General features: G+C 63.2%; 23 protein-coding genes. 11 read left to right on the plus strand and 12 right to left on the minus strand.

Annotation, left to right across the window (positions count from 1 at the left end; all coding sequences use genetic code 11):
• Window positions 1–73: 73 nt before the first annotated feature.
• The 4 genes from CO664_RS12030 to CO664_RS12045 all read left to right on the plus strand — a co-directional run bounded on the left by CO664_RS12030 (window position 74) and on the right by CO664_RS12045 (window position 2,418).
• Complete coding sequence (locus CO664_RS12030; RefSeq protein ID WP_097538879.1) at window positions 74–1,006, plus strand: VOC family protein; 933 nt, start codon at window positions 74–76, stop codon at window positions 1,004–1,006.
• A gap of 112 nt (window positions 1,007–1,118) precedes the next feature.
• A complete protein-coding gene (locus CO664_RS12035; RefSeq protein WP_097538880.1) occupies window positions 1,119–1,721 on the plus strand; it encodes an alpha/beta hydrolase in 603 nt (200 codons plus the stop codon).
• 74 nt (window positions 1,722–1,795) lie between these two features.
• Entirely contained in the window at window positions 1,796–2,035 is a 240-nt protein-coding gene (locus CO664_RS12040; RefSeq protein WP_097539185.1) for a type II toxin-antitoxin system prevent-host-death family antitoxin, read from the plus strand.
• Window positions 2,032–2,418, plus strand: coding sequence for a type II toxin-antitoxin system VapC family toxin (locus CO664_RS12045; protein ID WP_097538881.1), 387 nt, complete (start codon window positions 2,032–2,034; stop codon window positions 2,416–2,418). The genes CO664_RS12040 and CO664_RS12045 overlap by 4 nt, the downstream gene beginning before the upstream one ends.
• Window positions 2,419–2,421: 3 nt before the next feature.
• Here CO664_RS12045 and CO664_RS12050 read toward each other — a convergent pair whose 3' ends face one another.
• The 9 genes from CO664_RS12050 to CO664_RS12085 all read right to left on the minus strand — a co-directional run bounded on the left by CO664_RS12050 (window position 2,422) and on the right by CO664_RS12085 (window position 11,636).
• A complete protein-coding gene (locus tag CO664_RS12050; protein ID WP_037417267.1) occupies window positions 2,422–3,534 on the minus strand; it encodes an ABC transporter permease in 1,113 nt (370 codons plus the stop codon).
• Window positions 3,535–4,686 carry an ABC transporter permease gene (locus CO664_RS12055; protein ID WP_097538882.1) on the minus strand — a complete coding sequence of 384 codons (1,152 nt, stop codon included), beginning with the start codon at window positions 4,684–4,686 and terminating at the stop codon, window positions 3,535–3,537.
• Window positions 4,683–6,428, minus strand: a complete 1,746-nt coding sequence (locus CO664_RS12060) for an ATP-binding cassette domain-containing protein (RefSeq protein ID WP_097538883.1) — start codon at window positions 6,426–6,428, stop codon at window positions 4,683–4,685. Before CO664_RS12060 ends, CO664_RS12055 begins: the two co-directional genes overlap by 4 nt.
• A complete protein-coding gene (gene hlyD, locus CO664_RS12065; protein ID WP_097538884.1) occupies window positions 6,425–7,429 on the minus strand; it encodes a secretion protein HlyD in 1,005 nt (334 codons plus the stop codon). Before hlyD ends, CO664_RS12060 begins: the two co-directional genes overlap by 4 nt.
• Window positions 7,426–8,130: a CerR family C-terminal domain-containing protein gene (locus tag CO664_RS12070; RefSeq protein WP_097538885.1), complete on the minus strand. Its 705-nt coding sequence runs from the start codon at window positions 8,128–8,130 to the stop codon at window positions 7,426–7,428. The genes hlyD and CO664_RS12070 overlap by 4 nt, the downstream gene beginning before the upstream one ends.
• Window positions 8,131–8,281: 151 nt before the next feature.
• Entirely contained in the window at window positions 8,282–8,890 is a 609-nt protein-coding gene (locus tag CO664_RS31190) for a CBS domain-containing protein (protein WP_234820238.1), read from the minus strand.
• Between the two features lie 59 nt (window positions 8,891–8,949).
• A complete protein-coding gene (locus CO664_RS31195) occupies window positions 8,950–9,450 on the minus strand; it encodes an HPP family protein (RefSeq protein WP_234820240.1) in 501 nt (166 codons plus the stop codon).
• A gap of 162 nt (window positions 9,451–9,612) precedes the next feature.
• A complete protein-coding gene (locus CO664_RS12080) occupies window positions 9,613–10,965 on the minus strand; it encodes a HAMP domain-containing sensor histidine kinase (RefSeq protein ID WP_097538886.1) in 1,353 nt (450 codons plus the stop codon).
• Window positions 10,962–11,636 carry a response regulator transcription factor gene (locus tag CO664_RS12085; RefSeq protein ID WP_037417285.1) on the minus strand — a complete coding sequence of 225 codons (675 nt, stop codon included), beginning with the start codon at window positions 11,634–11,636 and terminating at the stop codon, window positions 10,962–10,964. Before CO664_RS12085 ends, CO664_RS12080 begins: the two co-directional genes overlap by 4 nt.
• A 191-nt stretch (window positions 11,637–11,827) precedes the next feature.
• Here CO664_RS12085 and CO664_RS12090 point away from each other — a divergent pair, with 191 nt between their 5' ends.
• The 5 genes from CO664_RS12090 (at window position 11,828) to CO664_RS12110 (ending at window position 16,580) form a co-directional block, all read left to right on the plus strand.
• Window positions 11,828–13,537, plus strand: a complete 1,710-nt coding sequence (locus CO664_RS12090; RefSeq protein WP_097538887.1) for a phosphoethanolamine--lipid A transferase — start codon at window positions 11,828–11,830, stop codon at window positions 13,535–13,537.
• A gap of 162 nt (window positions 13,538–13,699) precedes the next feature.
• A complete protein-coding gene (locus tag CO664_RS12095; RefSeq protein WP_097538888.1) occupies window positions 13,700–14,080 on the plus strand; it encodes a hypothetical protein in 381 nt (126 codons plus the stop codon).
• A 273-nt stretch (window positions 14,081–14,353) separates the two neighbouring features.
• Entirely contained in the window at window positions 14,354–15,013 is a 660-nt protein-coding gene (locus tag CO664_RS12100; protein WP_097538889.1) for a metallophosphoesterase family protein, read from the plus strand.
• A gap of 89 nt (window positions 15,014–15,102) precedes the next feature.
• Window positions 15,103–15,777, plus strand: coding sequence for an HAD family hydrolase (locus CO664_RS12105; RefSeq protein WP_037417295.1), 675 nt, complete (start codon window positions 15,103–15,105; stop codon window positions 15,775–15,777).
• 179 nt (window positions 15,778–15,956) lie between these two features.
• Window positions 15,957–16,580: an alpha/beta hydrolase gene (locus CO664_RS12110; RefSeq protein WP_097538890.1), complete on the plus strand. Its 624-nt coding sequence runs from the start codon at window positions 15,957–15,959 to the stop codon at window positions 16,578–16,580.
• 45 nt (window positions 16,581–16,625) lie between these two features.
• Here the strand turns inward: CO664_RS12110 and CO664_RS12115 are convergent, their stop codons facing one another.
• Both CO664_RS12115 and CO664_RS31200 read right to left on the minus strand, forming a co-directional pair.
• Complete coding sequence (locus CO664_RS12115) at window positions 16,626–18,692, minus strand: ATP-dependent helicase (RefSeq protein WP_097524648.1); 2,067 nt, start codon at window positions 18,690–18,692, stop codon at window positions 16,626–16,628.
• 511 nt (window positions 18,693–19,203) lie between these two features.
• Window positions 19,204–19,647, minus strand: a complete 444-nt coding sequence (locus tag CO664_RS31200) for a hypothetical protein (RefSeq protein WP_234820242.1) — start codon at window positions 19,645–19,647, stop codon at window positions 19,204–19,206.
• 262 nt (window positions 19,648–19,909) lie between these two features.
• Here CO664_RS31200 and CO664_RS12125 point away from each other — a divergent pair, with 262 nt between their 5' ends.
• Entirely contained in the window at window positions 19,910–20,155 is a 246-nt protein-coding gene (locus CO664_RS12125; RefSeq protein WP_037417300.1) for a hypothetical protein, read from the plus strand.
• 30 nt (window positions 20,156–20,185) lie between these two features.
• Here CO664_RS12125 and CO664_RS12130 read toward each other — a convergent pair whose 3' ends face one another.
• Window positions 20,186–20,395 carry a hypothetical protein gene (locus CO664_RS12130; protein ID WP_037417303.1) on the minus strand — a complete coding sequence of 70 codons (210 nt, stop codon included), beginning with the start codon at window positions 20,393–20,395 and terminating at the stop codon, window positions 20,186–20,188.
• Between the two features lie 265 nt (window positions 20,396–20,660).
• Here CO664_RS12130 and CO664_RS12135 point away from each other — a divergent pair, with 265 nt between their 5' ends.
• Complete coding sequence (locus CO664_RS12135) at window positions 20,661–21,581, plus strand: GGDEF domain-containing protein (RefSeq protein WP_097538891.1); 921 nt, start codon at window positions 20,661–20,663, stop codon at window positions 21,579–21,581.
• The last annotated feature ends 34 nt before the right edge of the window (window positions 21,582–21,615 follow it).

Genomic DNA, 21,615 nt, shown 5'->3' on the forward strand with positions numbered 1-21,615 from the left:
GCGCTCGAGCGGAAGAGCGCATCTATCCGGCATCGACAAGCCCGAGGATAGACGGGCAGAAAGGCAGCGACAAATGCTCGACCAGATCAGAGGCCTGCATCACGTAACGTCAATGGCGGACGATGCCCGTGCCAACAATCACTTCTTCACGAACACGCTTGGCCTGCGCCGCGTCAAGAAGACCGTGAACTTCGATTCGCCGGACGTCTACCATCTCTATTACGGCGACAGAACCGGAACGCCCGGCACGGTGATGACCTATTTCCCCTTTCCGCAGATGCCGCGAGGGCGCGCAGGGACGGGGGAGGTCGGAACGACTGCCTTCTCCGTGCCGAAGGGGTCTCTCGGTTTCTGGCAGGAGCGCCTGACGCAACTCGGCGTCACCGGCGTCAAGGCTGAGGAGGCCTTCGGCGGAAAACGCCTGAATTTCACAGGGCCGGACGGCGACGGCTTTGCCCTGGTCGAGGTCGAGGACGACTCGCGCACGCCCTGGACCGAAGGCGGAATTTTCGAGGATCACGCGATTCGCGGCTTCCACTCGGTTTCCATGCGGCTGCGCGACGAGGGCACGACCGCGGAATTGCTGAAGTTCATGGGCTATGAAGAGCTCGACCGCAGGGATGGCGTCACGCGGCTGATCGTGCCGGGCGGCAATGGCGCAAGCCTTGTCGACCTCGAGACATTGCCGAATATCAACCGCGCCGCGCAAGGGGCCGGCTCGGTGCACCACGTCGCCTTTGCCGTCGACAATCGCGAAAAGCAGTTGGAGGTGCGCAAGGCGCTGATGGATACCGGCTACCATGTGACGCCGGTGATCGACCGCGACTATTTCTGGGCGATCTACTTCCGCACCCCGGGCGGTGTGCTGTTCGAGATCGCCACCAACGAACCCGGCTTCGACCGCGACGAGGAGATCGCCCATCTCGGCGAGGCGCTGAAACTGCCGCAGCAGCACAAGCATCTGCGACCGATCCTCGAGAGCCACTTGCAAAAGCTGGAAGGCTAAACGTGTCCTTCGGCGCTCCGCTCCTCCTTCGTCGATGCGCGGGAGGCGCAAGCGCTCTTGAAGTTCCGTGCTACAAACGACCGCCGACCTGTTGGCGGAAAAGGAGAATTCAATGGCCGACCATGGCTATGTTCACAAGCTGAGGGCAAGCAAGCCCGGCAAAGCGATCCTCTTCGTCCTGCACGGAACGGGGGGCGACGAAAACCAGTTCTTCGGCTTCGGCGCCGAGCTCTTGCCCGAGGCGACCATCGTCTCGCCGCGCGGCGACGTTTCCGAGCACGGGGCCGCTCGATTCTTCAGGCGCACGGGCGAGGGGGTTTATGACATGGCGGACCTCGCCCGCGCCACCGACAAGATGGCTAGCTTCGTGAAAGCGCTTGCCGCCGAGCATGATGCCTCGGAGATCATCGGTCTTGGCTATTCGAACGGCGCCAATATCCTCGCCAATGTGCTGATCGAAGATGGTGTCTTCGACAGGGCGGTGCTCATGCATCCGCTGATCCCGTTCCGTCCGAAGGACAATGCCGCGCTGGCGGGCCGGAAGGTGCTGATCACCGCCGGCGAGCGCGATCCGATCTGCCCGGCGCCGCTGACGCAAGCGCTCGCGGTCTATTTCAAGGCGCAGAACGCGGAAGTAGACCTCGAATGGCATTCCGGGGGACACGACATCCGCCAGAACGAGATTGCGGCGATCGAGCGGTTCCTGAAAGCCTAGCTGCCTGGTCGATTTGAAAACGGGCATGCGATGGACTAAGTTTGGTGAACTAAGTCCAAATGTCAGAGGCAGCGGTGGAAACGATTAACATTCACGAGGCGAAGACTCATCTCTCGCGCCTGATCGAAAAAGCCGCGCGGGGAGAGCCCTTCATTATCGCCAAGGCAGGAAAACCTATGGTGAAGGTCGTGCCGATCGACCAACCCGCAGAGGCAGAGCAGCGCAGGCTCGGCTTCATGATAGGCCAGATCATCGTCCCAGACGACTTCGACAGAATGGGCAGTCACGAAATCGAAGACCTTTTCGGCGCATGAACATTCTTCTGGATACGCAAATCTTGCTTTGGGCGGCCGGCAGCCCCGGCCGCCTGTCAAAAGGAGCGAGTGCGCTCATCGAAGACCGTGCAAACGCGCCCTATTTCAGCGCGGCGAGCCTTTGGGAAATCGCCATCAAGCGCGGTCTCGGGCGGGCGGACTTCCAGGCCGATCCTCGGCTACTGCGTCGCGGACTGCTCGACAACGGCTATGCGGAACTGCCGGTAAACTGCGCTCATGCGGTGGCCGTCGATCAGCTTCCTCCGATCCATAAGGACCCATTTGACCGCATCCTCGTCGCCCAATCGATTGTCGAAGGTTTTGTGCTCGTGACATCCGACGAAATCGTCGGCCGCTATCCCGGTCCCGTCCGTCTCCTCTGACCCTCACTCCAGTCGGCGGCGGAAAAGCCAGGCGGCGGAGGAAAGCGTGACGACGGCGATCAGGCACAGCGGCCAGGTTTGGTGCACCACCTCGGCGAGCGGAATATCCTTCAAAAAGACGCCCTTCACGATGACCAGGAAATAGCGCAGCGGATTGATCAGCGTCACCGGCTGCAGCCAGGCCGGCATGTTCTCGATCGGCGTCGCAAAACCTGATAGCAGCATGGCCGGAACCATGAACAGGAATGCTCCGAGGATGGCCTGCTGCTGGGTCATCGACAGTGCCGAGATGAAGAGGCCGAGTCCGACGACTGCGGCGAGGTAGAAGATGGCACTTCCGTAAAGCAGCAGCAGCGAGCCGCGCAGCGGCACGCCGAAGACGAAGACGGCGGCCAGAATATAGATGGTGATGTGGAAGAGCCCGATCATCATCGGCGGGATGAGCTTGCCGATCAGGATTTCGTGCGTCCGCAGCGGCGAGACGATGAGCTGGTCGAATGTGCCGAGTTCCCGCTCGCGAGCGACCGACAGCGCAGTGACGATCAGGCCGATCAGGAGAGCGATGCTCGCCACGAGGTTGGGCACCATGAACCACTGAAAGGTGAGATTGGGGTTGAACCAGTTGCGCGCCTCGACCCTGATCGCCTCGGAGGCGGCGCGTTTGCCGGCCGGAGCCTCGGCTGCGAGCGCACCGACGATGCGGCTCAGATAGCCGGACACGATCTGCGAGGCGTTGGAGCGCCGCCCGTCCAGGATCATCTGCACTTCGGCGGGCTTTCCCGCCTCGATGTCGCGGGAAAAGGTGGGGCCGATCTCCAGAGCGGCCAGCACGTGCTGGTTATCGATCGCGGCGCGGACCTCGGCGGGACTGTCGGCGAGCCGGATCGAACGGAAGGTCGGCGAGCCGCCGATCTGCTGCACGAGCTCCTCGCTCCAGCGGCCGTTGTCGCGGCTCAAGACCATGAGGTCGACATTCTTCACCTCGAGCGTCGCCGCGTAGGAGAAGACGAGCAATTGGATGATCGGCGGGCCAATCAGGATCGTCCGGCCTTTCGGATCCCGCAGCACGGCCAGCAGTTCCTTGACGATCAGCGCCTTCAGTCTGCCCCACCACATCTAACCGATCCTCTTTCTGGTGCTGCGTGCGGCGAGCGCGAAGAAAACGCAGCCAATCAGGAACATCACCACAATCGCCCGGGCGAACATCGGCCAGATGTCGCCGGCGAGAAACACTGTTTGCAGGCTGGGGATGAGATAGCGCGCCGGCACGACGTAGGTGATCCACTGGATGACGGTCGGCATCGAGTTGATCTCGAACAGGAAGCCCGAAAGCAGGAAGGCCGGCAGGAATGCGGTGATCAGTGCGAGTTGCGACGCCAGGAACTGGTTCTTGGTGACGGCAGAGATCACCAGACCCTGCCCGAGTGCCGGCATCAAAAAGACCGCGGAGAGCGCATAAAGCGCGACCACCGACCCCCGGAACGGGACGCCGAACAGAAAGACGGCGAGAAGAACGCAGAGCGTCATCGAGGTGAGGCCGAGAATGAAGTAGGGCAGAAGCTTGCCGGCAAGCAGTTCGGCAGCCGAGACGGGGGTTGCCATCATCGCTTCCATGGTGCCGCGTTCCCATTCGCGGGCGACGACGAGCGAGGTAAGCAGTGTGCCGACGAGCGTCATGACGATCGCGATCGAGCCAGGGACCAAGAAGTTGCGGCTCGTCAGTTCCGGATTGAACCAGAAGCGCTGTTCGGCGGCGATCGCCGGCAACTGGCCTTGGCCTTCGCTCGCAAGCTGCCGCTCCCAATTGGCGACCGTTCCCTGCGCATAGTTCTGCACGAAATTCGCCGTGTTCGGATCGGACCCGTCGACGATCACCTGCACCGCAGGATTTCGTCCCGCCGCATGGTCGGCCGCAAAGCGCGCCGGAATGACGACGATGCCCCGCACTCGTCCGAGGACGAGGTCGTCCTCGAACTCGCGGCGGTCCCGGCCATTGACGACGGCGAAAAAACGCGAAGCCTGAAAGCTCGCGGCAAGATCGCGCGTCAGCGGCGTCGCCTCCTCGACGACGAGGCCGATCCGCGTCTGCGTCGTGTCGAGCGACACGCCATAGCCGAACAGGAAGAGCAGGATCAGCGGCAGCACGAAGGCGATCAGGATGCTACTCGGGTCGCGCACCACCTGGTAGGTTTCCTTGCGCACAAGGGCTGCGAAGCGCCTTCCGCGGCCAGAGCTTTCGGCCTCCCGCCTTTTCTGGTCGGCACTCATGCTGCCTCCCTTGCCTCCGAGCCCTGCACTAGAGCGATGAAGGCGTCTTCCATGGTCGGATCCGGCAGGTCCTTGCCGGTGACCCGCGCTTTCATCTCGTCCGGCGAGCCGAGGGCGATCGACCGGCCGCGATAGATGAGCGAAATGCGGTCGCAATATTCGGCCTCGTCCATGAAATGGGTGGTGACGAGAACGGTGACGCCCTTTTCGACGAGCCCGTTGATATGGGTCCAGAACTCGCGCCGGGTGATCGGATCGACGCCGGACGTCGGTTCGTCGAGAAAGAGCACCTCCGGCTCGTGCAAGACGGCACAGGCGAGCGCCAGCCGCTGCTTGAGGCCTAGCGGCAGGTCCTTCGCCGACATGTCTCGGATCGCGCGGAAATCGAAGATCTCGGTCATCAGGTCGATCCGCTCGCGCTTCCTCAAGCCGGAGAGACCGTAGACGCCGGCAAAGAAATTCAGGTTCTGCAGGACGCTGAGGTCGCCGTAGAGCGAGAACTTCTGGGCCATGTAGCCGAGCCGGTTGCGCGCCTCGGCTGCGTCGCGCCGGAGATCGAAGCCCGCGACCCGACCCTCGCCGGCGGTGGGTTTCAAGAGCCCGCACAGCATCTTAAAGGTGGTGGACTTGCCGGCGCCGTTGGGACCGAGCAGGCCGAAAATCTCGCCGCGCGGGATTTCGAAGGTGATGCTGTCGGCGGCGGTGAAGTCGCCGAAGCGCTTCGTCAGCCCGCGCGCTTCGATCACCGGCCGGCCGCCGTCGGTGGTAAATGGCCGCTGGGTCTCAGCGAGCCGTGACTGCCCGCCGGGACCGCCGCCGAGCATGTCGACGAAAGCGTCCTCGAAGCGCGGCGGTGTCGTCGTGGCGCGGCCGGAAGATGCCTCGTCGAGAGACGGAGGGGCGAGCCCTGGCCTCATCACCAGGCGTATCGCTTCGCCCTGGATGACGCCGTCGACGACGCCCTCCTGGTCCAGCAGGCGTGCCAGTCTTTCGCGCCGTCGCCCGACCGTGCCGGAGAGGCGGAAGACTCGATTTTCGACGCGCCCGGTCATCTCGTGCGGCGAACCGGAAAACAGTAGCTTGCCCTGGTTGAGCAGCAGGACATGATCGCAGGCTTCCGCTTCGTCGAGATAGGCCGTCGACCAGAGGACGCCGATGCCTTCCGCCGTCAGGTTCTCGACCATCCTCCAGAGGTCGCGCCGCGAAATCGGATCGACGCCGACGCCGGGCTCGTCGAGCAGCAGCAGCCGCGGCTTGCGCAAGAGCGCACAGGCGAGGCCAAGCTTCTGCTTCATGCCGCCGGAGAGCTTGCCGGCGAGCCGCGCCGTGAAGCGGGCAAGATCGGTGAATTCAAGCAGCTCGGCGAATATCCGGCCGCGTTCGGCGAGCGGCAGGCCGCGCAGGTCGGCATAGAGATCGAGGTTTTCCTGAACCGAGAGATCCTCGTAGAGCCCGAAGCGCTGCGGCATGTAGCCGATCGCCGCCTGGATGCTCGCCGGATCCCTGCGCGTGTCATGGCCGAGCACTTCGACGGTGCCCTGGTCGGGCAACATCAGCCCGGTCATCAGCCGGATCAACGTCGTCTTGCCGGCGCCATCCGGACCGACGAGCCCGGTGATCCTGCTGCCCGCAATGACGCCGTCGATGGAGTCGAGGGCAGGGGGCGCCCCGCCGAAACGCTTGGAGACGGAAGACAGCCGTACGAAAGGGGCCGGGGCCGAGTTGTCGGGAGCGGATGTCATGATCCGGCCTCCGGGCCCGGCAGGTGCACGGTCACCGGCATGCCCTGGAGCAGGTCCGTGCCCGGCTTGTCGACGACGATCCTCAGTCTGTAGACGAGATCGGTTCTGAGCTCGGGCGTTTCCACCGACTTCGGCGTGAATTCCGCCACCGGCGAGATGAAGCCGATCGTCCCCTCATAGCCTTGCCGGGGATTGGTATCAGAGGTCACCTTGACCTTCATTCCCGGGTGAACGCGGCCGAGGTCCGGTTCAGCGACATAGGCGCGGACCCAGACGGGTTGGGTCAGAGAGAGCACATAAACGGTGTCCGACGGTGAGACGACCGCGCCCACCTCCCGGACTCGAGAGAGAATGACGCCGCCGCTCGGGGCGATCAGCGAGACGTCCTCGAGTGCAGTGCGGGCGCTCGCGGCCTTGGCGTTCGCCGCATTCGCCTGCGCTTCGGCCGTGGCTATGTCTTCGACGCGACTTCCCTCTTCAAGGAGAGCCAGAGCCTCGCGTGCGGAGGCCGCACGGGCCGCGGCCGCGGCACGGCTTGCGATCGCCTGGTCGAGTTCCGCCTGCGAAATCGTCCCGGCCGGCCGCAGTCGCTGCGCGCGCTGGAACGCGAGCTCGGCATTCTGGAGTTCGGCAAGGCGTTCCTCATGGACGGCGCGGGCCTGGGCGATCTCGGTCGGCCTGGCGCCGGCCTTGAGCTTTGCGAGCGTTGAGCGGAGCGCCTCGGCATCGGCCTCGGCGGCGTCCAGCGCCTGCTGCAACGGTTCGGCATCCAGCTTGGCGATAACGTCGCCGGCCTTGACGGCGTCGCCCTCGTCGACGTGCAGTTCGGCGATACGGCCGCTGACGCGGAGGCCGAGCGACACCTGGCGGATATCGACATTGCCGTAGAGAACCGTGTTCCTGTGGTCTTCCGCCCAACCGATCCGGGCGGGCAGATCCAGCCACCAGGCGCCGGCCGCTCCGGCCGCGAGAACCAGGGTGATAAGTGCAGTCCTCTTCATGGCTGACGGTCCTTCTCCGCACCGAGTATCGCGACAAGTTCGGCCGCGTGCCGGTGCAATGTCTCGATCTCCTTCGGCCCGGCGGTCTCCCATTCGAGCTGCGCATAGACGGCTGCATGCGCCATGCGAAACACGAGCACGCTGCCAACGAAGGAGAGGGTTCTGAGCCGGATGTGTTCCGAGGCCGGATCGTCCTCGAGAATGGCGCCGATCAGCCGCCGCGCCATCTCGATCATCGGCCGCATGATGTTGCCGTAAAGACGGGTGAATGCCTCGGTCGGCTCCATCTGCTCGCGGATGATGAAGCGCGCCCAGCTCTCCGATTGCTTGCTGACGAAGAGTACGATCATCCTCTGAACCATCTGGGTGAGGAAGCCCCGCGCTTCGGCCGGGGTCATCGGCTGGCCCATCTCTTCGAGTTCGGCAAGGCGTCCATGAATGATGGCGCGTAAATCGCTGACATGATTGCCGATCAGGGCTGCCAGGTGCTCGGCCGACGCGATATAGAGGCCCTCCTTGCCGCCGAAGTAATACGGGATGGCCTGCAGGTTGACGCCCGCCGCATCGGCGAGCTTCCGGGTCGTCGCGCCGTCGAAACCGTAGCGGCCAAAGATGTCGATCGCCGTTGCGAGGAGCTTCTCCCGCGTAGCGTCGCCGCGCTCGGCCTTGAGCTGTGTCGTAGTATCGCCGTTCTTCATCATTTGCTTACATTACATCATTCGATCGACTAAGTCAATCGATCGAATGAAATGGCATTCACACGGTGTGTGGCCGGGCACGCGGGGAGGCCTTGGACACAATTGTGCGCCTCGGCTTGCGGCCAAGCCGATGAAGAAGCAGGACTGCGGCGATTCAGGCGACTTGCTGCACCGCGTCGAGCCGCCCCTGGAACAGCGCCGCGATAAGATCCGACTGGGTGACGATACCGACGACGCGGTTGTCAGCGTCCACGACCGGCATATGGTGCAGACCCATGTCCGTCATAGGCGGCACCAGCTTGGCGATCATTGTTTCCGGCAGGGCCGATTGGACGCGGGTCGTCATGATTTCGGAAACCAGACGAGGCGATTTCGCCGGCAGTCCGATGATATTGCCGATCCGCTCGCGAAGGCCGATCTGCAGCCGCCCGTCCGCCGCCAGCGTCGTGTGCTTCATGAAATCGGTTTGAGTGATCATGCCGACCATCCCGTCTTTTACGGTCACCACCGGCAAGGCCTGGATCCGATGCGCCACAAGCATCCGCCACGCCTTGCGCAGCGGCGTGTCTGGCGAAACGGTCAGCACGTCGCGGGACATGATCTCGCCACAGGTGATTTCGCCCGACCGGCGGGTGAATGCGCGTATCTGTGCCTGATGGATGAAGCTGTCCAGCTCTTCGGGACTGATATCGACGATCTCGCCATATTGCGCCAACACTGCCTGGAGGTCGTCCGGAACGACGCCGAGGCGCTGGCTCGGCAAGGGGTCCTCGGTCCGGTGCGGGTTAGGGGCAGGGGCAAGATGCGGATAGCGGCGGCCGGTCAGATTGTTGAAGATGAGCGCCGCAGGATAACCAGCGAATTGATGGCGACCGGGGAAAAGACGAAAGCGTAGCCGGCCTCGCGGATGACCGGGCCGCCGAGAACCGCAGTCAGGGCGACGGCGCCGCTCGGCGGGTGCAGGCAGCCGAGGAGCAGCATGGCGCCGATCGCCAAGGCAATGGCGATGGCTGCTGCCACCACCGGGTTGGGGATGAGCAAGGCGCAGGTGACGCCGACCGTTGCCGAGACGACATTGCCGCCCACGATCGACCAGGGCTGGGCGAGCGGGCTTGATGGCGCGGCGAAAAGCAGCACCGCGGAGGCGCCCATCGGCGCGATGAGCAGCGGCAGGCTGGCGTCGGCGCCGACGGCAACCGTGCTAATGAACCCTGTCGACAGGACCCCGATGAGCGCGCCGCAGGAGGCCCGCAGGCGCTCCCAGCCGCTGACCGGTACCAGCGAGGGCATGAAACGTCGAAGGAGGGCTGCGGCCTTGCACATGGATGTTCGTGAGCGATGCGGACGGAGAAACGAGGACGAAGTGCACAGCGCAATAGCATGTGAGCGCGGATTGGGCACGAAATCTGCATCCAAGAAATCGCGTCGGATTAAAAAATATGCACTATGCCCAACAAATGCCCGACACGCGGCGCGACGCCGATTTCAGGCCGCAGAGGCAAGATCGATCGTGATCTTGGTGCCCCGGTTCGGAGCGGTGTCGTATGAGATTTTCGCCTTGTGAAGCTCGGCGATCCGATGAACGATTTTCAGGCCGAGACCGAGCTGGCCGGAGCGCTTGACGTAGCCGAGGTCCTCATTCAGTTCCGGCAGATCGACCATGCCCTTGCCGTCATCCTCGACGGAGACCTGAGGGCCGGGTCCGCAGGTCAGGACAATGCGTGTGCCCGGCGGATTGTGCTTTACCGCATTCTCGATCAGGTTCCTGAGCATGTTCTCGACGAGCGCGGGGATCATCCTTACCGGCGTCGTCCCGCGGTCGACGAACTCGATCGACCTGTCGTGATCGAAGACGAACGGCGCCGTGGCTTGCGCCACCTCGGCTCCGATTTCGGACAGATTGCCCTGTTCATAGGCGGAAGGGTCCACTGCGTCCGCCCGCGCCAGCGACGTCAGCTGCTCGAGAATGTGCGTCAGCGCGTCGAGATCCCGCTCGGCATTGCGCGCCCGCGGATCGTCGATCCGGCTCAACTCCATCTTAGCGATCGAAACCGGCGTGCGTATCTCATGGGCGATCGAGGAAGAGAAGACCTTCTGCGATTCAACGAGATCGGCGACACGGGCAAGCAGCCGGTTGACGGCGCTTACCAGCCGTTCGATCTCTTCCGGCATGCGGGTTATCGGCAGTCGGGCGCCGCTGTCACGCGGGTCGATCGCATCCGCAGCCTTGACCGCCATCGCCACCGGCCTCAGCGCACTTCGGATCGACCAGATCGTCGCGCCGATGACGAGGCAAAACATCAGCGTCATCGGAACGATCATTGAATCGAACATCTCGCGCAGGAGCGCCCCGTACATGAAACCGTTCGGGTCTTTCAGGATCGCCAGCTCGACGAACACGGATTCACCACCGCGCTCGAAGGATTGGCCGCCCGCCACGCTGAATGGCTTTCCCTCCTCGATTGTCCGCTTCCAGAAGCGCGGCGCATTAATGCTCAACGGCAGGAAATGCTCGGCGCATTCCGTCGTGCAATCGGAAAAGAGGATAGAGCCGGAAGCGGTCCGAATCCGGACATAGATCGCGCCTGCGCGCCCATCCAGTTCGACGTAGCGTTCACGGAACGCACGATCGGCTCTGAATGTCGGCAGCCCGCCCTCCGTCGTGATCCCTTGCGACAGGATCTCCGTTTCCTGCTGCAGCACCAGGACGCTGAGCTTTTCGTCGTCAAACCAGTAATCCGCGAAAACCACGCCGATCTCAAGCACCATGGCGAGCAGCGAAAAGGCGATGATGCGCCCGGCAACGATGCCGATCAGCGACGGATTGCCTTTCCTCATGCAGCGGTCCGCAGGAGATAGCCGATGCCGCGCACCGTTTCGATCCGGATACCGGTGGCGAGGGGCTGCAATCGCTTCCGAACGCGGGAGACGGCGAGCTCCAGCGCGTTGGAACTAAGCTCCTGGCCATATTCGGAGAGGGCTGTCTCGAGCCGTCGCTTTGGAACGACGCGCCCGACCTCACGCATCAATATCTCGATCAGGGAGCGCTCGCGCGGGGGAAGGGCGATGATCGTCCCATCGCAGCTGAGCTCTGCGGTGGCTGGATCGAAGCGCAGCGCCCCGGCTTCGAGCACCGGCTGTATCGCGTGCGGATTGCGCCTCAGCATGGCCCGGCAGCGGGAAAGCAATTCGCGATGGTGGAAGGGCTTCACCAAATAGTCGTCCGCCCCGGCATCGAGACCCTGGACCCGCTCGTCGACGGAGCCGCGGGCGGTGATGACCAGCACCGGCAAGCCGGCGTGCTCCTGCCTTATCCATCTCAGAAGGTCGAGGCCGTCGCCATCCGGCAGGCCCAGGTCGAGAAGTACAAGATCGTGCTCCCGTTCGACAATGGCAGCCTCGGCTTCGCTGACACTCGAAACGGCGTCGAGCCGCCAGCCCGCATCGCGCATGGTTTCGCCCACGAGTTCGATGAGGCGGGGACTGTCTTCGATAAGCAGCAGGCGCATGCGTTTCCCTGATCTGAAGCCTTCCAGGATCGGCGGCGGCAGACAATAGGAGGTTTTCCGTCACATGCCAACGAGCCGCGCGCGCCCCCGACAGCACCTCGACAGTTTGCCCCCGGTACTGGCGAAGGTGTCGTGACACGCCGCGTCCGGGAAATGGCCGGCCGGCGGAAATTTTTGCGGAGAACAATGTTTTGGCTGTCTTCAGAATTCGCCGGCCGGAGATCGGCAGCGTCGCTTTGAGTGCGGCGGCCACGCTTTATCTGCTGCTCATCACCAACAATTCCTTCTGGAGCCATGCGGTAACCTCTTTCGGTCACGCGTGGATCGCTGTCCTATCGTTCGGCATGGCACTCGGTCTGACCACCTTTTCGGTCCTGACAATGCTGTCGATGAAATACGTGATGAAGCCGCTGTTGGTCCTGCTGATCGCCATATCGGCGGCTGCGTCGCACTTCACCGAGACGTTCGGCATTGTCATCGACAAGGAAATGATCGGAAATGCCGTCGTCACCACCGTGCCGGAGGCGAGCCACCTCCTGACTGGCAGCTTGGCGCTTCATCTTGCGCTCTACGCACTCTTGCCATCGCTTCTCATCGCCTGGGTTGAGATCAAGCATCGGCCCTTGTTCTCAAAAGCTGCAATCAATTTCCTCTTCGTTGCTCCGGCACTTCTCCTGAGCGGCATGCTCATTTACGCCAATTTTGCCGGCATCGCCTATGCACTCAGGGAGCATCGGGATCTGATGGTCCGGTTCAATCCGGCCGGACCGATCACGTCGGCGATCCGCTACGGACTTTCCAGCTATCGCGAGCGCAATTTGGTCGTGCAGCCGCTCGGGATCGACGCCCAAGAAGGGTCGCGCATCGCCGCAGCCAGCAAGCCTGTCGTCGTGGTGGTGGTCGCAGGTGAGACCGCGCGGGCGATGAACTTCTCCCTCAATGGTTATCACCGCGAGACAAATCCGGAACTGAGGGCGCTCGGGGTGGTCAACTACCGTGACACGACGAGTTGCGGCACGGCGACGGCCGTCTCGCTGCCCTGTATGTTTTCCGTCTATCCGCGCAGCGAGTACAGCGACTGGAAGGCCCGCTCGACCGAAAACCTCGTCAACGTACTGACGCATGCGGGTGTCTCGGTCACCTGGTGGGACAACAACACCGGCAGCAAGGGCATCGCCAATCTCATCAGTTTCGCCAGCATGACGAACCGGAAGAACAGCCCGCTCTGTAAGAATGGCGAATGCCTGGACGAAATCTTCCTCGACGACCTGGAAAAGAAGCTCGCCGCGACGACGAAGAACAGCGTCATCGTGCTGCATCAACTCGGCAGTCACGGCCCGTCCTATTACCTGCGCTATCCCGAAGCGTTCCGCCGCTTCACGCCGGACTGTCGCACGCCGGAGCTGATGAGCTGTACGACAGAGGAAATCGTCAACGCCTATGACAACACGATCCTCTATACCGACCATGTTCTGGCGAGCGTCGCCGGGCTCATCGAGAAGCATCAGGACCGCATCGCCGGCGCGATGATCTACATGTCGGACCATGGGGAATCGCTTGGCGAGAATGGCATTTACCTGCACGGCGCTCCCTATGCGATCGCACCGAAGGAACAAACTCAGGTCCCCTTCATCGCCTGGTTCTCGAAGCCCTACCAGGCGATGATGGGCGTCGACGCCGGCTGCCTTGCCAAGGATGCCGACGAGCCACGGTCGCACGACAACCTGTTCCACACCGTGCTTGGCATGATGGACGTGCAGACGCGAGTCTATAACCGCGCCCTCGACGCTTTCGCGGCCTGCACCCGGCCGGTGGAGCGGGAGAAGAAGGGGGCGCCGGGCTTCCATGCGGCGGACAATGCGGCGCGAAGGCGGCTGTCGGCCGTTCGTCAAATCTGGTAGACTCTACGCTTGTACCTGAACCGGTCGGTTACGGCAGCCGTCGGTCCGCTGCATGATTTTCAAGATCGGCATCGATCGGACAAGATCATGCAGCATCCATGCTCTACAGCCATCTTTACGCGTCTAACCGGACGCGCGGCGCTATCATGGAAAGAGGAAGCGATGCAGTTCGTTGCAATCCAGGTCTTCCCAGAGCGCGGCGGCAAGGCGGGGTTCACCGTCGAGTTCGTCGGTGCGACGGGTGAAGTCGTTTCCGTCCTGTGCCCGCAGAACGCGGCCGGCACCCTAAACAGGCTCAACGCCGTGGCGCGCGCGAAGGAAATCCTTGGAGCCGCCATGGAGGCGGATGGCGAGTTGCTCGGCATAACAGGCGCGCGGCGATCCCCGTCGATCCCGGAAGGCGCGCTCGCGAATGCCCGCCAGGCACATGACGCAGATGCGATGGAAGAGCAGTTGGAGGAGGGGCTCGAGGACACGTTTCCTGCCAGCGACCCGGTATCCATCACCAGCTCAACCATTCCGAGGGCGACGCCGCGCCGTTGAACTGTGCGGCGAAAGAGCCGTGTTTCCTTCGCCTCTATCGCCCGATTAACCAACCTGTTGCATTTTCCGCTTTTTTGCGTCGAAAGCGATTCCGCCCGATTTTATAATGCGATAGAGCTGTTCGTTGAACCATGGGTTCGCAGCGGCAATTCGACGTGCAACAGCGAGCTTCCGCGTCGAGCGGGAGGCGCGGCGGTGTGGCGGCGAGGAACGACCGATTTCGTCCGGACTCATGGAGAAAGCCGTCTTGGTCGGGGACAGGAGCACCGCTTCATGAATGGCCCTCGTTTGACATTTGCCGTCGGTGACATTCACGGCTGTCTCGATGAACTCGAAACGCTGTTGGCCGCCATCGAGTCCTCCGCCCCGGAGGGGAGGGTGATTTTTCTCGGCGACCTCGTCGACCGGGGCCCGGAGAGCCGGGGCGTCGTCGAGCGGATCATGGCGGGACCGACCAAGGCCGGTTGGCAATGGCTCACGCTCAAGGGCAACCACGAAGACATGCTGCTCTCGGCCCGCAAGGGTCTCGCCGAGATGAGCTCGTGGCTGATGAACGGCGGCGGCGAGACCCTGGAGTCCTACGGCGGCGCCATACCCTTGAGCCATCTGGTCTGGATGGCCGAACTGCCGTCGATCATTGTCGACCCCTATCGCATCTTCGTCCATGCCGGCGTAGATGATTCGATCCCGCTCGAGGAGCAGGGCGACGACATTCTGCTCTGGGTGCGGACCGATCCGAACTACTCCGGCCATTACTGGGGCAAGCATGTCTGCCACGGGCACACGCCGAGCCGCGGCAACCCCCGCACTGTCGGCAACAGAACCAATGTCGATTCGGGTGCCGTCTTCGGCGGCGTGCTTTCCTGCGCCGTTTTCGACGATGACGTCGCCGGCGGGCCGATCAATTTTCTTATTGCCGGCGGGCATCGCTGAGAGCGCCGAGAAGGAGGTTGTGCGCCGGCCCGTCCAGGGATAGTTGTGCAATCGCGCAATGCGCGAGACACTCGTTTCAAGGAGCCGGCTTGGATACCCTGACCACCGCGATATTCCCAAAGAGCTTCGCTGCCCTGCTGTTCGATATGGATGGCACCTTGCTCAATTCCATGGCCGTCGTCGAACGGGTATGGGGGGCATGGGCGGTCCGCAATGGGCTCGATCCCCATGAGTTGATGAAATCGGTGCACGGCGTGCGCGCGTCGGACACGATCCGCAAGCTCGGGCTCGCCGTCGACCCCGACCTCGAGGCGCACGCGCTCGCCTTGGCAGAGATCGCCGATGTGGAGGGTATCGTCGAGATACCCGGGGCGGTCGCCTTCCTTAATTCATTGCCGCCGGAGCGCTGGGCGATCGTCACGTCGGCGCCGCTGGAGCTGGCCAGGCGCCGCCTTGCCGCGGCCTGCATTCCGGTTCCGCGCCACATGGTCACCGGTGAGGACGTCACGGCGGGCAAGCCCGATCCGCAGGGCTATCTTCTCGCCGCCAGCCGGCTCGGTGTTCGCGGCGAGGACTGCTTGGTCTTCGAAGATGCTCCGGCTGGGATACTCGCGGGCAGTTCCGCCGGCGCCGAGGTGGCCGTGATCACCGGTGCTCACGCGGCAGCGGAGGGAACGCCGCATCTGACTTTGGAGCACTACGCCGACATCGAGGTCCGGATCGGCGGCGACGGCTGGCTTTCGCTCCACCGGCGCTATTGCTGATTTGCTCGCTGTAGGATGAGGCGATGCCGGTCGGTCGGCGCGCTTCGCTTGTCCGGCATTTTTTTCCAGTAACTTTGTAGAGAATGGACCTTCATTCCTTACCGTCGCTCTTGCTGCCGGGCACAATCTCCGCATGAACCTATTCATTTGCAGCAACCGGTGTTCCGGGGAGCGAACGTATGGTGAAGACGCTGATCGTTCCGGGTTTGTTCGGGTCGGGCGAGGGGCACTGGCAGCGCCACTGGCTCATCGATCAACCAGGGGCCACGCTCGTCGAGCAGGGCGACTGGAACCGACCGGCGCTTGCGGCTTGGCGAAGTGCTCTGGAGACAGAAATCGACAGGCATCCGTCGGTCGACATCGTCGCCCACAGTCTGGGCTGCCTGTTGGTCGCGGCCTTGGCCGGACGCCCGATTGTCGAGCGAATTCGAAGCGCGCTTCTGGTCGGCCCCTGTGATCTCGAGGAGACGGAGCGACTGCATCCGGGGGCGATCGCATTCGGGGGCATGCCGCGACAGCGGCTTAGCTTTCCAAGTCTCGTCGTCGGCAGTCTTAACGATCCCTATATGCGCTTCGACCGCTTACGGATCTTGTGTGAAGAATGGGGCGGCCGCCTCGTCGATCTCGGCCATGCCGGCCACATCAACATCGCGAGCGGCTTCGGCCGCTGGCCGGCCGGCTACGATCTGCTCCAGGTTCTGAACGGCGTGGCTAAAGACGACCGCTCGATCACTGCGCCGACAATGCTCGTCCGTCAATTGGCGCGTTCGGCTCCAGCGAGCCGGCAACGATCATTTTCCTAAGGCGCGTTCAAACGTATTCACGCTGCACACTTTGGGCGACATGCATTAACGCCACATACCGCGCATGCGGGCCCGGACATCGATGCGCAATTGCTGCGCATCACGCTGGCCAGCCGCAGCCGGCTTGGCAACGGGCCAGGCCGAGCACTCGAAGAATTGCAGAAGCGTTGCAGGTAGGAAGCGGCTGCGCGAGGCGTAGACATGCCGGTCGCCCTGGGCATGCTGACCGTGCGTAAAAAAGCGCTGCGGGGTGATCAGATGCAGGCTGTCCTTGGCGCGCGTCATGGCGACGTAAAGCAGACGGCGCTCCTCCTCGACCTCCGCCGTGCTGCCGACACCGAGATCGGACGGAATGCAGCCGTCGACGCAATTCAGCACGAAAACCGATTTCCATTCCTGCCCCTTGGCCGAGTGGATGGTCGAGAGGATGAGATAGTCCTCGTCGAGCAGCGGCACGCCCGCATGGTCGCTGGTGGCGTCCGGCGGATCAAGGGTGAGCTCGGTCAGAAAGCGCTCGCGCGACGGATAGCCGCTGGCGATCTGCTCGAGCTGCAAAAGGTCGGCCCTGCGGACCTCGGCGTCCTCATGGATCCGCTCCAGATGCGGTTCGTACCAGGCGCGGGCCGTGCCGATTTCCCCCGGCCAGCCGGTCCGGCCGGATCGCAAGCTCTGCAGCATGCCGGCGAAGGCCGTCCAGGCATCGCCGGAGCGCGGCGGGGCAGGGATCTCCGCAAGCGCCGCCAACGGTTCCGGATCGGCGGCGATCGCCTCGAGGACGCGCCCCGCCGTCTGCGGACCGACTCCGGGCAGCAATTGCATCAGCCGAAAACCCGCGACCCGGTCGCGCGGATTATGCGCAAAGCGTAGCGCCGCCAGCATGTCCTTCACATGCGCGCTGTCCAGGAATTTGAGCCCGCCGAACTTTACGAAGGGGATGTTGCGGCGGGTCAGTTCCACCTCGAGGGCACCGCTGTGGTGCGAAGTGCGGAAGAGCACCGCCTGCTGCTTCAGCAGCATTCCGCCTTCGCGGTTCTCCAGAACCAGTTCGACGACGTAGTTGGCCTGATCGGCCTCGTCGCGCACGGTCACGAGCCGCGGCCGCTCGGCCGATTCCCGCTCGGTCCAGAGGTTCTTGGTGAAGCGTTCGCGGGCCAGCTCGATGACGCCGTTTGCGGCAGCGAGGATCGGCTGTGTCGAGCGATAGTTCCGATCGAGCGTGATGATCTCCGCCGCCGGCGTGAAGCTTGCCGGAAAATCCAGAATGTTGCGCACCGTCGCGGCGCGGAACGCGTAGATCGACTGGGCGTCGTCGCCCACCACGGTGAGGCCCCGACCATTCGGCTTCAACGCAAGGAGGATCGAAGCCTGCAGCCGGTTGGTATCCTGATATTCGTCGACAAGCACGTGGTCGAACCGGCCGCCGACGTCCTCGGCGAGGACGGCGTCGCCCATCATCTGCGCCCAGTAGAGCAGCAGGTCGTCGTAATCGAGGACGTTCTGCGCCTGCTTGGCTTCGACATAGGCGCCGAAAAGTTCGCGCAGTTGCTTTTCCCAGGCAGAACACCAGGGAAAATTATCGCGCAGGACCTCGTCGAGCGGCTGTTCCGCATTGACGGTGCGCGAATAGATGGCAAGACAGGTCGCCTTGGTGGGGAAACGGTTCTCGCTTTTCGACAAACCAAGTTCGTGCCGCACGATGTTCATGAGATCGGCGCTGTCTTCCCGGTCGTGGATGGTGAAATCCGGATCGATACCGATTTCCCCCGCATGGTCGCGCAGGAGCCGCGCGCCGATGCCGTGAAAGGTTCCCGCCCAGGCAAGCGCGTCGGAGATCGTCCCGGCCTTGCCGCCGAGCACCTGGCCGCAGATGCGTTCGACCCTTCGGCCCATCTCGGCGGCCGCCCGGCGCGAGAAGGTCATCAGCAGGATACGTCGGGGGTCCGCACCGTTGACGATGAGATGCGCCACCCGGTGGGCAAGCGTGTTGGTCTTGCCGGAGCCGGCGCCGGCGATGATGAGAAGCGGACCACCGATATGGGCGTCCGGTCCGACACCGTGTGAGACGGCACTGCGCTGGCGCTCGTTCAGCTTTTCCAGATATGCGACGCTCATCCGGCTCGTCCCGCCTCCAGTTGAACAGGCGCGTCCTGTGAAGGCGGCGGGATTGCCGCGAATCGCGCGTGAACGGAAAAGGAACATAGCCGCAGTTCGACATGCCGCAAAGCCGCCAGCGGTCTGGATGATCAATTTCGGCCTGAACGGATGGTCGCTTCGCTATTCGACTCGCGTTCGCTGCGCGTCGGCACCCACCGGCTTTCGCGCCTGCTGGCGCCGCGCCATGGATCGGGCTTTTCTGCGGGCGATCCTCAACTCGGAGAGTGTCGGCTGCCACCATCCCCTGGAAAACGCCTCAGGCCCGGGCTCTCGGCGGGCCGGCCATGTCGCGACGAGTTCGGCAAGGGTCGGTGGGCGCCATCTCCCCCAGAAGTGGTCAGCGGTGTGATCCGCTTGCGGATAGTATTGCGCCAGCGGCGCCGGCTCGGCGACTTCGCCGGAGAGATCCACAAAGACGACGCTCCCATACTGAACGGTCGCAACCGGGCGGCCCAAGGGCGGCGGATCGTCAGCGGGGAGGGGATAGCGGCGGCGACGCCTTTCCGCGGCCCGCGCTCTCGCCGCTCTCTCTGCCTCGGAATCTTTTTCCGCATCTCGGCGGCGCTTTCTTTCCCGGTTCGCTTCGTCGAGCGGCCTCCTCGATCCGTGGCCAGTGTCGCTGCAGTTCCTCGTAGGACCGGAAGGGTACGCGCCAGACACGCCCATCCTCGTCCCAATGCGCCCAGGGAATTCCGCGCAGCAATTCGATCACCGATCTGGAATAGGGCGTTCGGATGCGCAGGTCGTCGCGGACCTCTAGATATGGGCTGACGATGGGCTCGAAATCATAGGCGTCGCGGCCTTTGGCGTCACCATGGATGTCGGCGCGCTCTGCTTCCCGTGCCAGCCACCGCTCGATACGACCGGCGGCCGTCGTTCCCGGCACGAACCAGCTCTTGCGTTCGTGTTCCACCGGGACCGTGGGAACTCCTCGCGAAATCGCTCGACGGTCGCTCGATCATAGGGAAAGGACGCGAACTCACCTTGCCGAGCCTCAACGTCGCGCTTCCACTGATTGTGCGGAACCATGACCGTCTCCACGCCCTTCAGGAGTAACGCTGCGCGCGGTCGCTTTCTTCGTCTCGATCGAGCCTCCCGCAGCCAGATGCTTTTCGGAACGGCGCGATGGAACCGGTCTCCTCGTCTGCGAGTTTCCCTCTTCACTAGGAGGAACGATGCCTAAGGTCACCGACACGATCACCCAGCCCCAGCCCCCGGACCGCCGGGTCGAGTGCGAGCGCGCGCTGGAAGAGGATTTTCAGATTTTCACGAGTCTGGCCGAAAGCGCCGGCTGGACGTGGCAGGAGATCGCGCTCGCGCTGATGGAGCTCACCGAAGACTATGTGATCGCGATGCGAATGGCCGCGAAAATGGCCGAAGCCACTCCCGTTCCCTTCCCAGGAAACAAGACGTTGCACTGATGGCAGGCGGCCCGACCTCGCGTCGTGGGATCACTCCCGCGGACGCACGGACAGTTTTTTCAGCATTGCGACGTCGCGCACGCCGGACTGATAAATGCGAATCAACCGTGCGGCGATTTCATTCGCTCTCTCGCCGCTGCTCTCCACACCCTTTTCCTCCAGGATCTGTTCGAAAATGCTGTGCAGCAGATCCACCTCTGTGGGGCCGAAAGTGCTGCACCGGTCGCGAGATGGCACCATGGTTCATCTCCTCTCGACGGGGGCGGATTCGCACATCCGTGGCGCCCGAGCGTGTGCCGGAAACGTTCAGTGTATGCCTGATTGGGACGATGACGAGTCACTGCAGGTAGCGGCCCCGAATCTCTGTGCAAGTGCTGGTTTGCCCTTTGGGACCGTTGCCGGAGAGGAATATCGGCCACGACGGAGCGGCGGCCATTCGCCAAGCGCTTGCATTCGCACCGCTGGCTTATTGCTTCCTTTAACGAAGACCGTCTAACGTCGACATATGGCGAAGGATACCAGTCGACTCTTTGAACTCTTCGAGAGCTCTCCGGTTCTCGTCGCCGCCTATGACGAGTTCGACAGGCTGCGCTACGCCAACGAGGCATTCCGGTCAGCCTATTTCGTCGCACCGGATGAGACGCCGCTATGGCCGGACTTGATGCGGCGGAACTTTCATGCCCAACGCGGAACCGTCATTCGCGCGGGAGATTTCGAAAAATGGCTGCGATCGACCCAGTCGCGCCGCGGCAAGGTCGGCTTCAGGTCTTTTGAAACCGATCTGTTCGACGGGCGCTGGCTTTGGATGACCGAAACCGTCGAGAAGGATGGCTGGATGCTTTGCGTGGCCACCGATGTGACCGGTCTCAGGGTGAAGGCGCGCACGGTGCGACAGGATCGTGATCTGGCCATCAAGGCCTCCTATACCGACGAACTAACCGGCGTCGCCAACCGCCGTTTCGTGACGGCGAGAATCGAGGACATGCTGCAGCAGAGCTCGCCAGGCTGCCTCTGCGTGCTGGACATCGACCGTTTCAAGAGCATCAACGACCAGTTCGGCCATCAGACCGGTGATGCAATCCTGAGGGATTTCGCGACGCGCATTCACCGCCTGGTGCGGCGCACCGACTGCTTCGGGAGGGTCGGCGGCGAGGAATTCGTGCTTACCCTACCGGCCACGCCCGTCGAGCAGGCTAAATTGATTCTCGAAAGAATGCTCGCCTCCGTGCGCAAGTCCCGTCCGCTTCAGGAGCGGCCCGATTTCGGATACACGTTTTCGGCCGGCATCGCGGGTGCTCAGCCGGGCGACACTGCGATCAGCCTCTATGCCCGTGCGGACCGGGCCCTCTACATGGCCAAGCTCGCCGGCCGGGACCGCATTCACGTGGATGAAACCGATTCCGACCGACCGGCGGTTGCCGGATAGCTCAGGCGACCAGCCCCCGGACGGCCAGAGGTCA

Source organism: Sinorhizobium sp. NG07B, assembly GCF_002532005.1.
Classification (GTDB): Bacteria; Pseudomonadota; Alphaproteobacteria; order Rhizobiales; family Rhizobiaceae; genus Sinorhizobium; species Sinorhizobium fredii_C.

Excerpts from the sequence above, each read along its gene's own strand:
- CO664_RS12030 (WP_097538879.1), top strand. The coding sequence starts at position 74 with ATGCTCGACCAGATCAGAGGCCTGCATCACGTAACGTCAATGGCGGAC.
- CO664_RS12035 (WP_097538880.1), top strand. The coding sequence starts at position 1,119 with ATGGCCGACCATGGCTATGTTCACAAGCTGAGGGCAAGCAAGCCCGGC.
- CO664_RS12045 (WP_097538881.1), top strand. The coding sequence starts at position 2,032 with ATGAACATTCTTCTGGATACGCAAATCTTGCTTTGGGCGGCCGGCAGC.
- CO664_RS12050 (WP_037417267.1), bottom strand. The coding sequence starts at position 3,534 with ATGTGGTGGGGCAGACTGAAGGCGCTGATCGTCAAGGAACTGCTGGCC.
- CO664_RS12055 (WP_097538882.1), bottom strand. The coding sequence starts at position 4,686 with ATGAGTGCCGACCAGAAAAGGCGGGAGGCCGAAAGCTCTGGCCGCGGA.
- CO664_RS12060 (WP_097538883.1), bottom strand. The coding sequence starts at position 6,428 with ATGACATCCGCTCCCGACAACTCGGCCCCGGCCCCTTTCGTACGGCTG.
- hlyD (WP_097538884.1), bottom strand. The coding sequence starts at position 7,429 with ATGAAGAGGACTGCACTTATCACCCTGGTTCTCGCGGCCGGAGCGGCC.
- CO664_RS12070 (WP_097538885.1), bottom strand. The coding sequence starts at position 8,130 with ATGATGAAGAACGGCGATACTACGACACAGCTCAAGGCCGAGCGCGGC.
- CO664_RS31195 (WP_234820240.1), bottom strand. The coding sequence starts at position 9,450 with ATGTGCAAGGCCGCAGCCCTCCTTCGACGTTTCATGCCCTCGCTGGTA.
- CO664_RS12080 (WP_097538886.1), bottom strand. The coding sequence starts at position 10,965 with ATGAGGAAAGGCAATCCGTCGCTGATCGGCATCGTTGCCGGGCGCATC.
- CO664_RS12085 (WP_037417285.1), bottom strand. The coding sequence starts at position 11,636 with ATGCGCCTGCTGCTTATCGAAGACAGTCCCCGCCTCATCGAACTCGTG.
- CO664_RS12095 (WP_097538888.1), top strand. The coding sequence starts at position 13,700 with ATGCAGTTCGTTGCAATCCAGGTCTTCCCAGAGCGCGGCGGCAAGGCG.
- CO664_RS12100 (WP_097538889.1), top strand. The coding sequence starts at position 14,354 with ATGAATGGCCCTCGTTTGACATTTGCCGTCGGTGACATTCACGGCTGT.
- CO664_RS12110 (WP_097538890.1), top strand. The coding sequence starts at position 15,957 with ATGGTGAAGACGCTGATCGTTCCGGGTTTGTTCGGGTCGGGCGAGGGG.
- CO664_RS12115 (WP_097524648.1), bottom strand. The coding sequence starts at position 18,692 with ATGAGCGTCGCATATCTGGAAAAGCTGAACGAGCGCCAGCGCAGTGCC.
- CO664_RS12125 (WP_037417300.1), top strand. The coding sequence starts at position 19,910 with ATGCCTAAGGTCACCGACACGATCACCCAGCCCCAGCCCCCGGACCGC.
- CO664_RS12130 (WP_037417303.1), bottom strand. The coding sequence starts at position 20,395 with ATGGTGCCATCTCGCGACCGGTGCAGCACTTTCGGCCCCACAGAGGTG.
- CO664_RS12135 (WP_097538891.1), top strand. The coding sequence starts at position 20,661 with ATGGCGAAGGATACCAGTCGACTCTTTGAACTCTTCGAGAGCTCTCCG.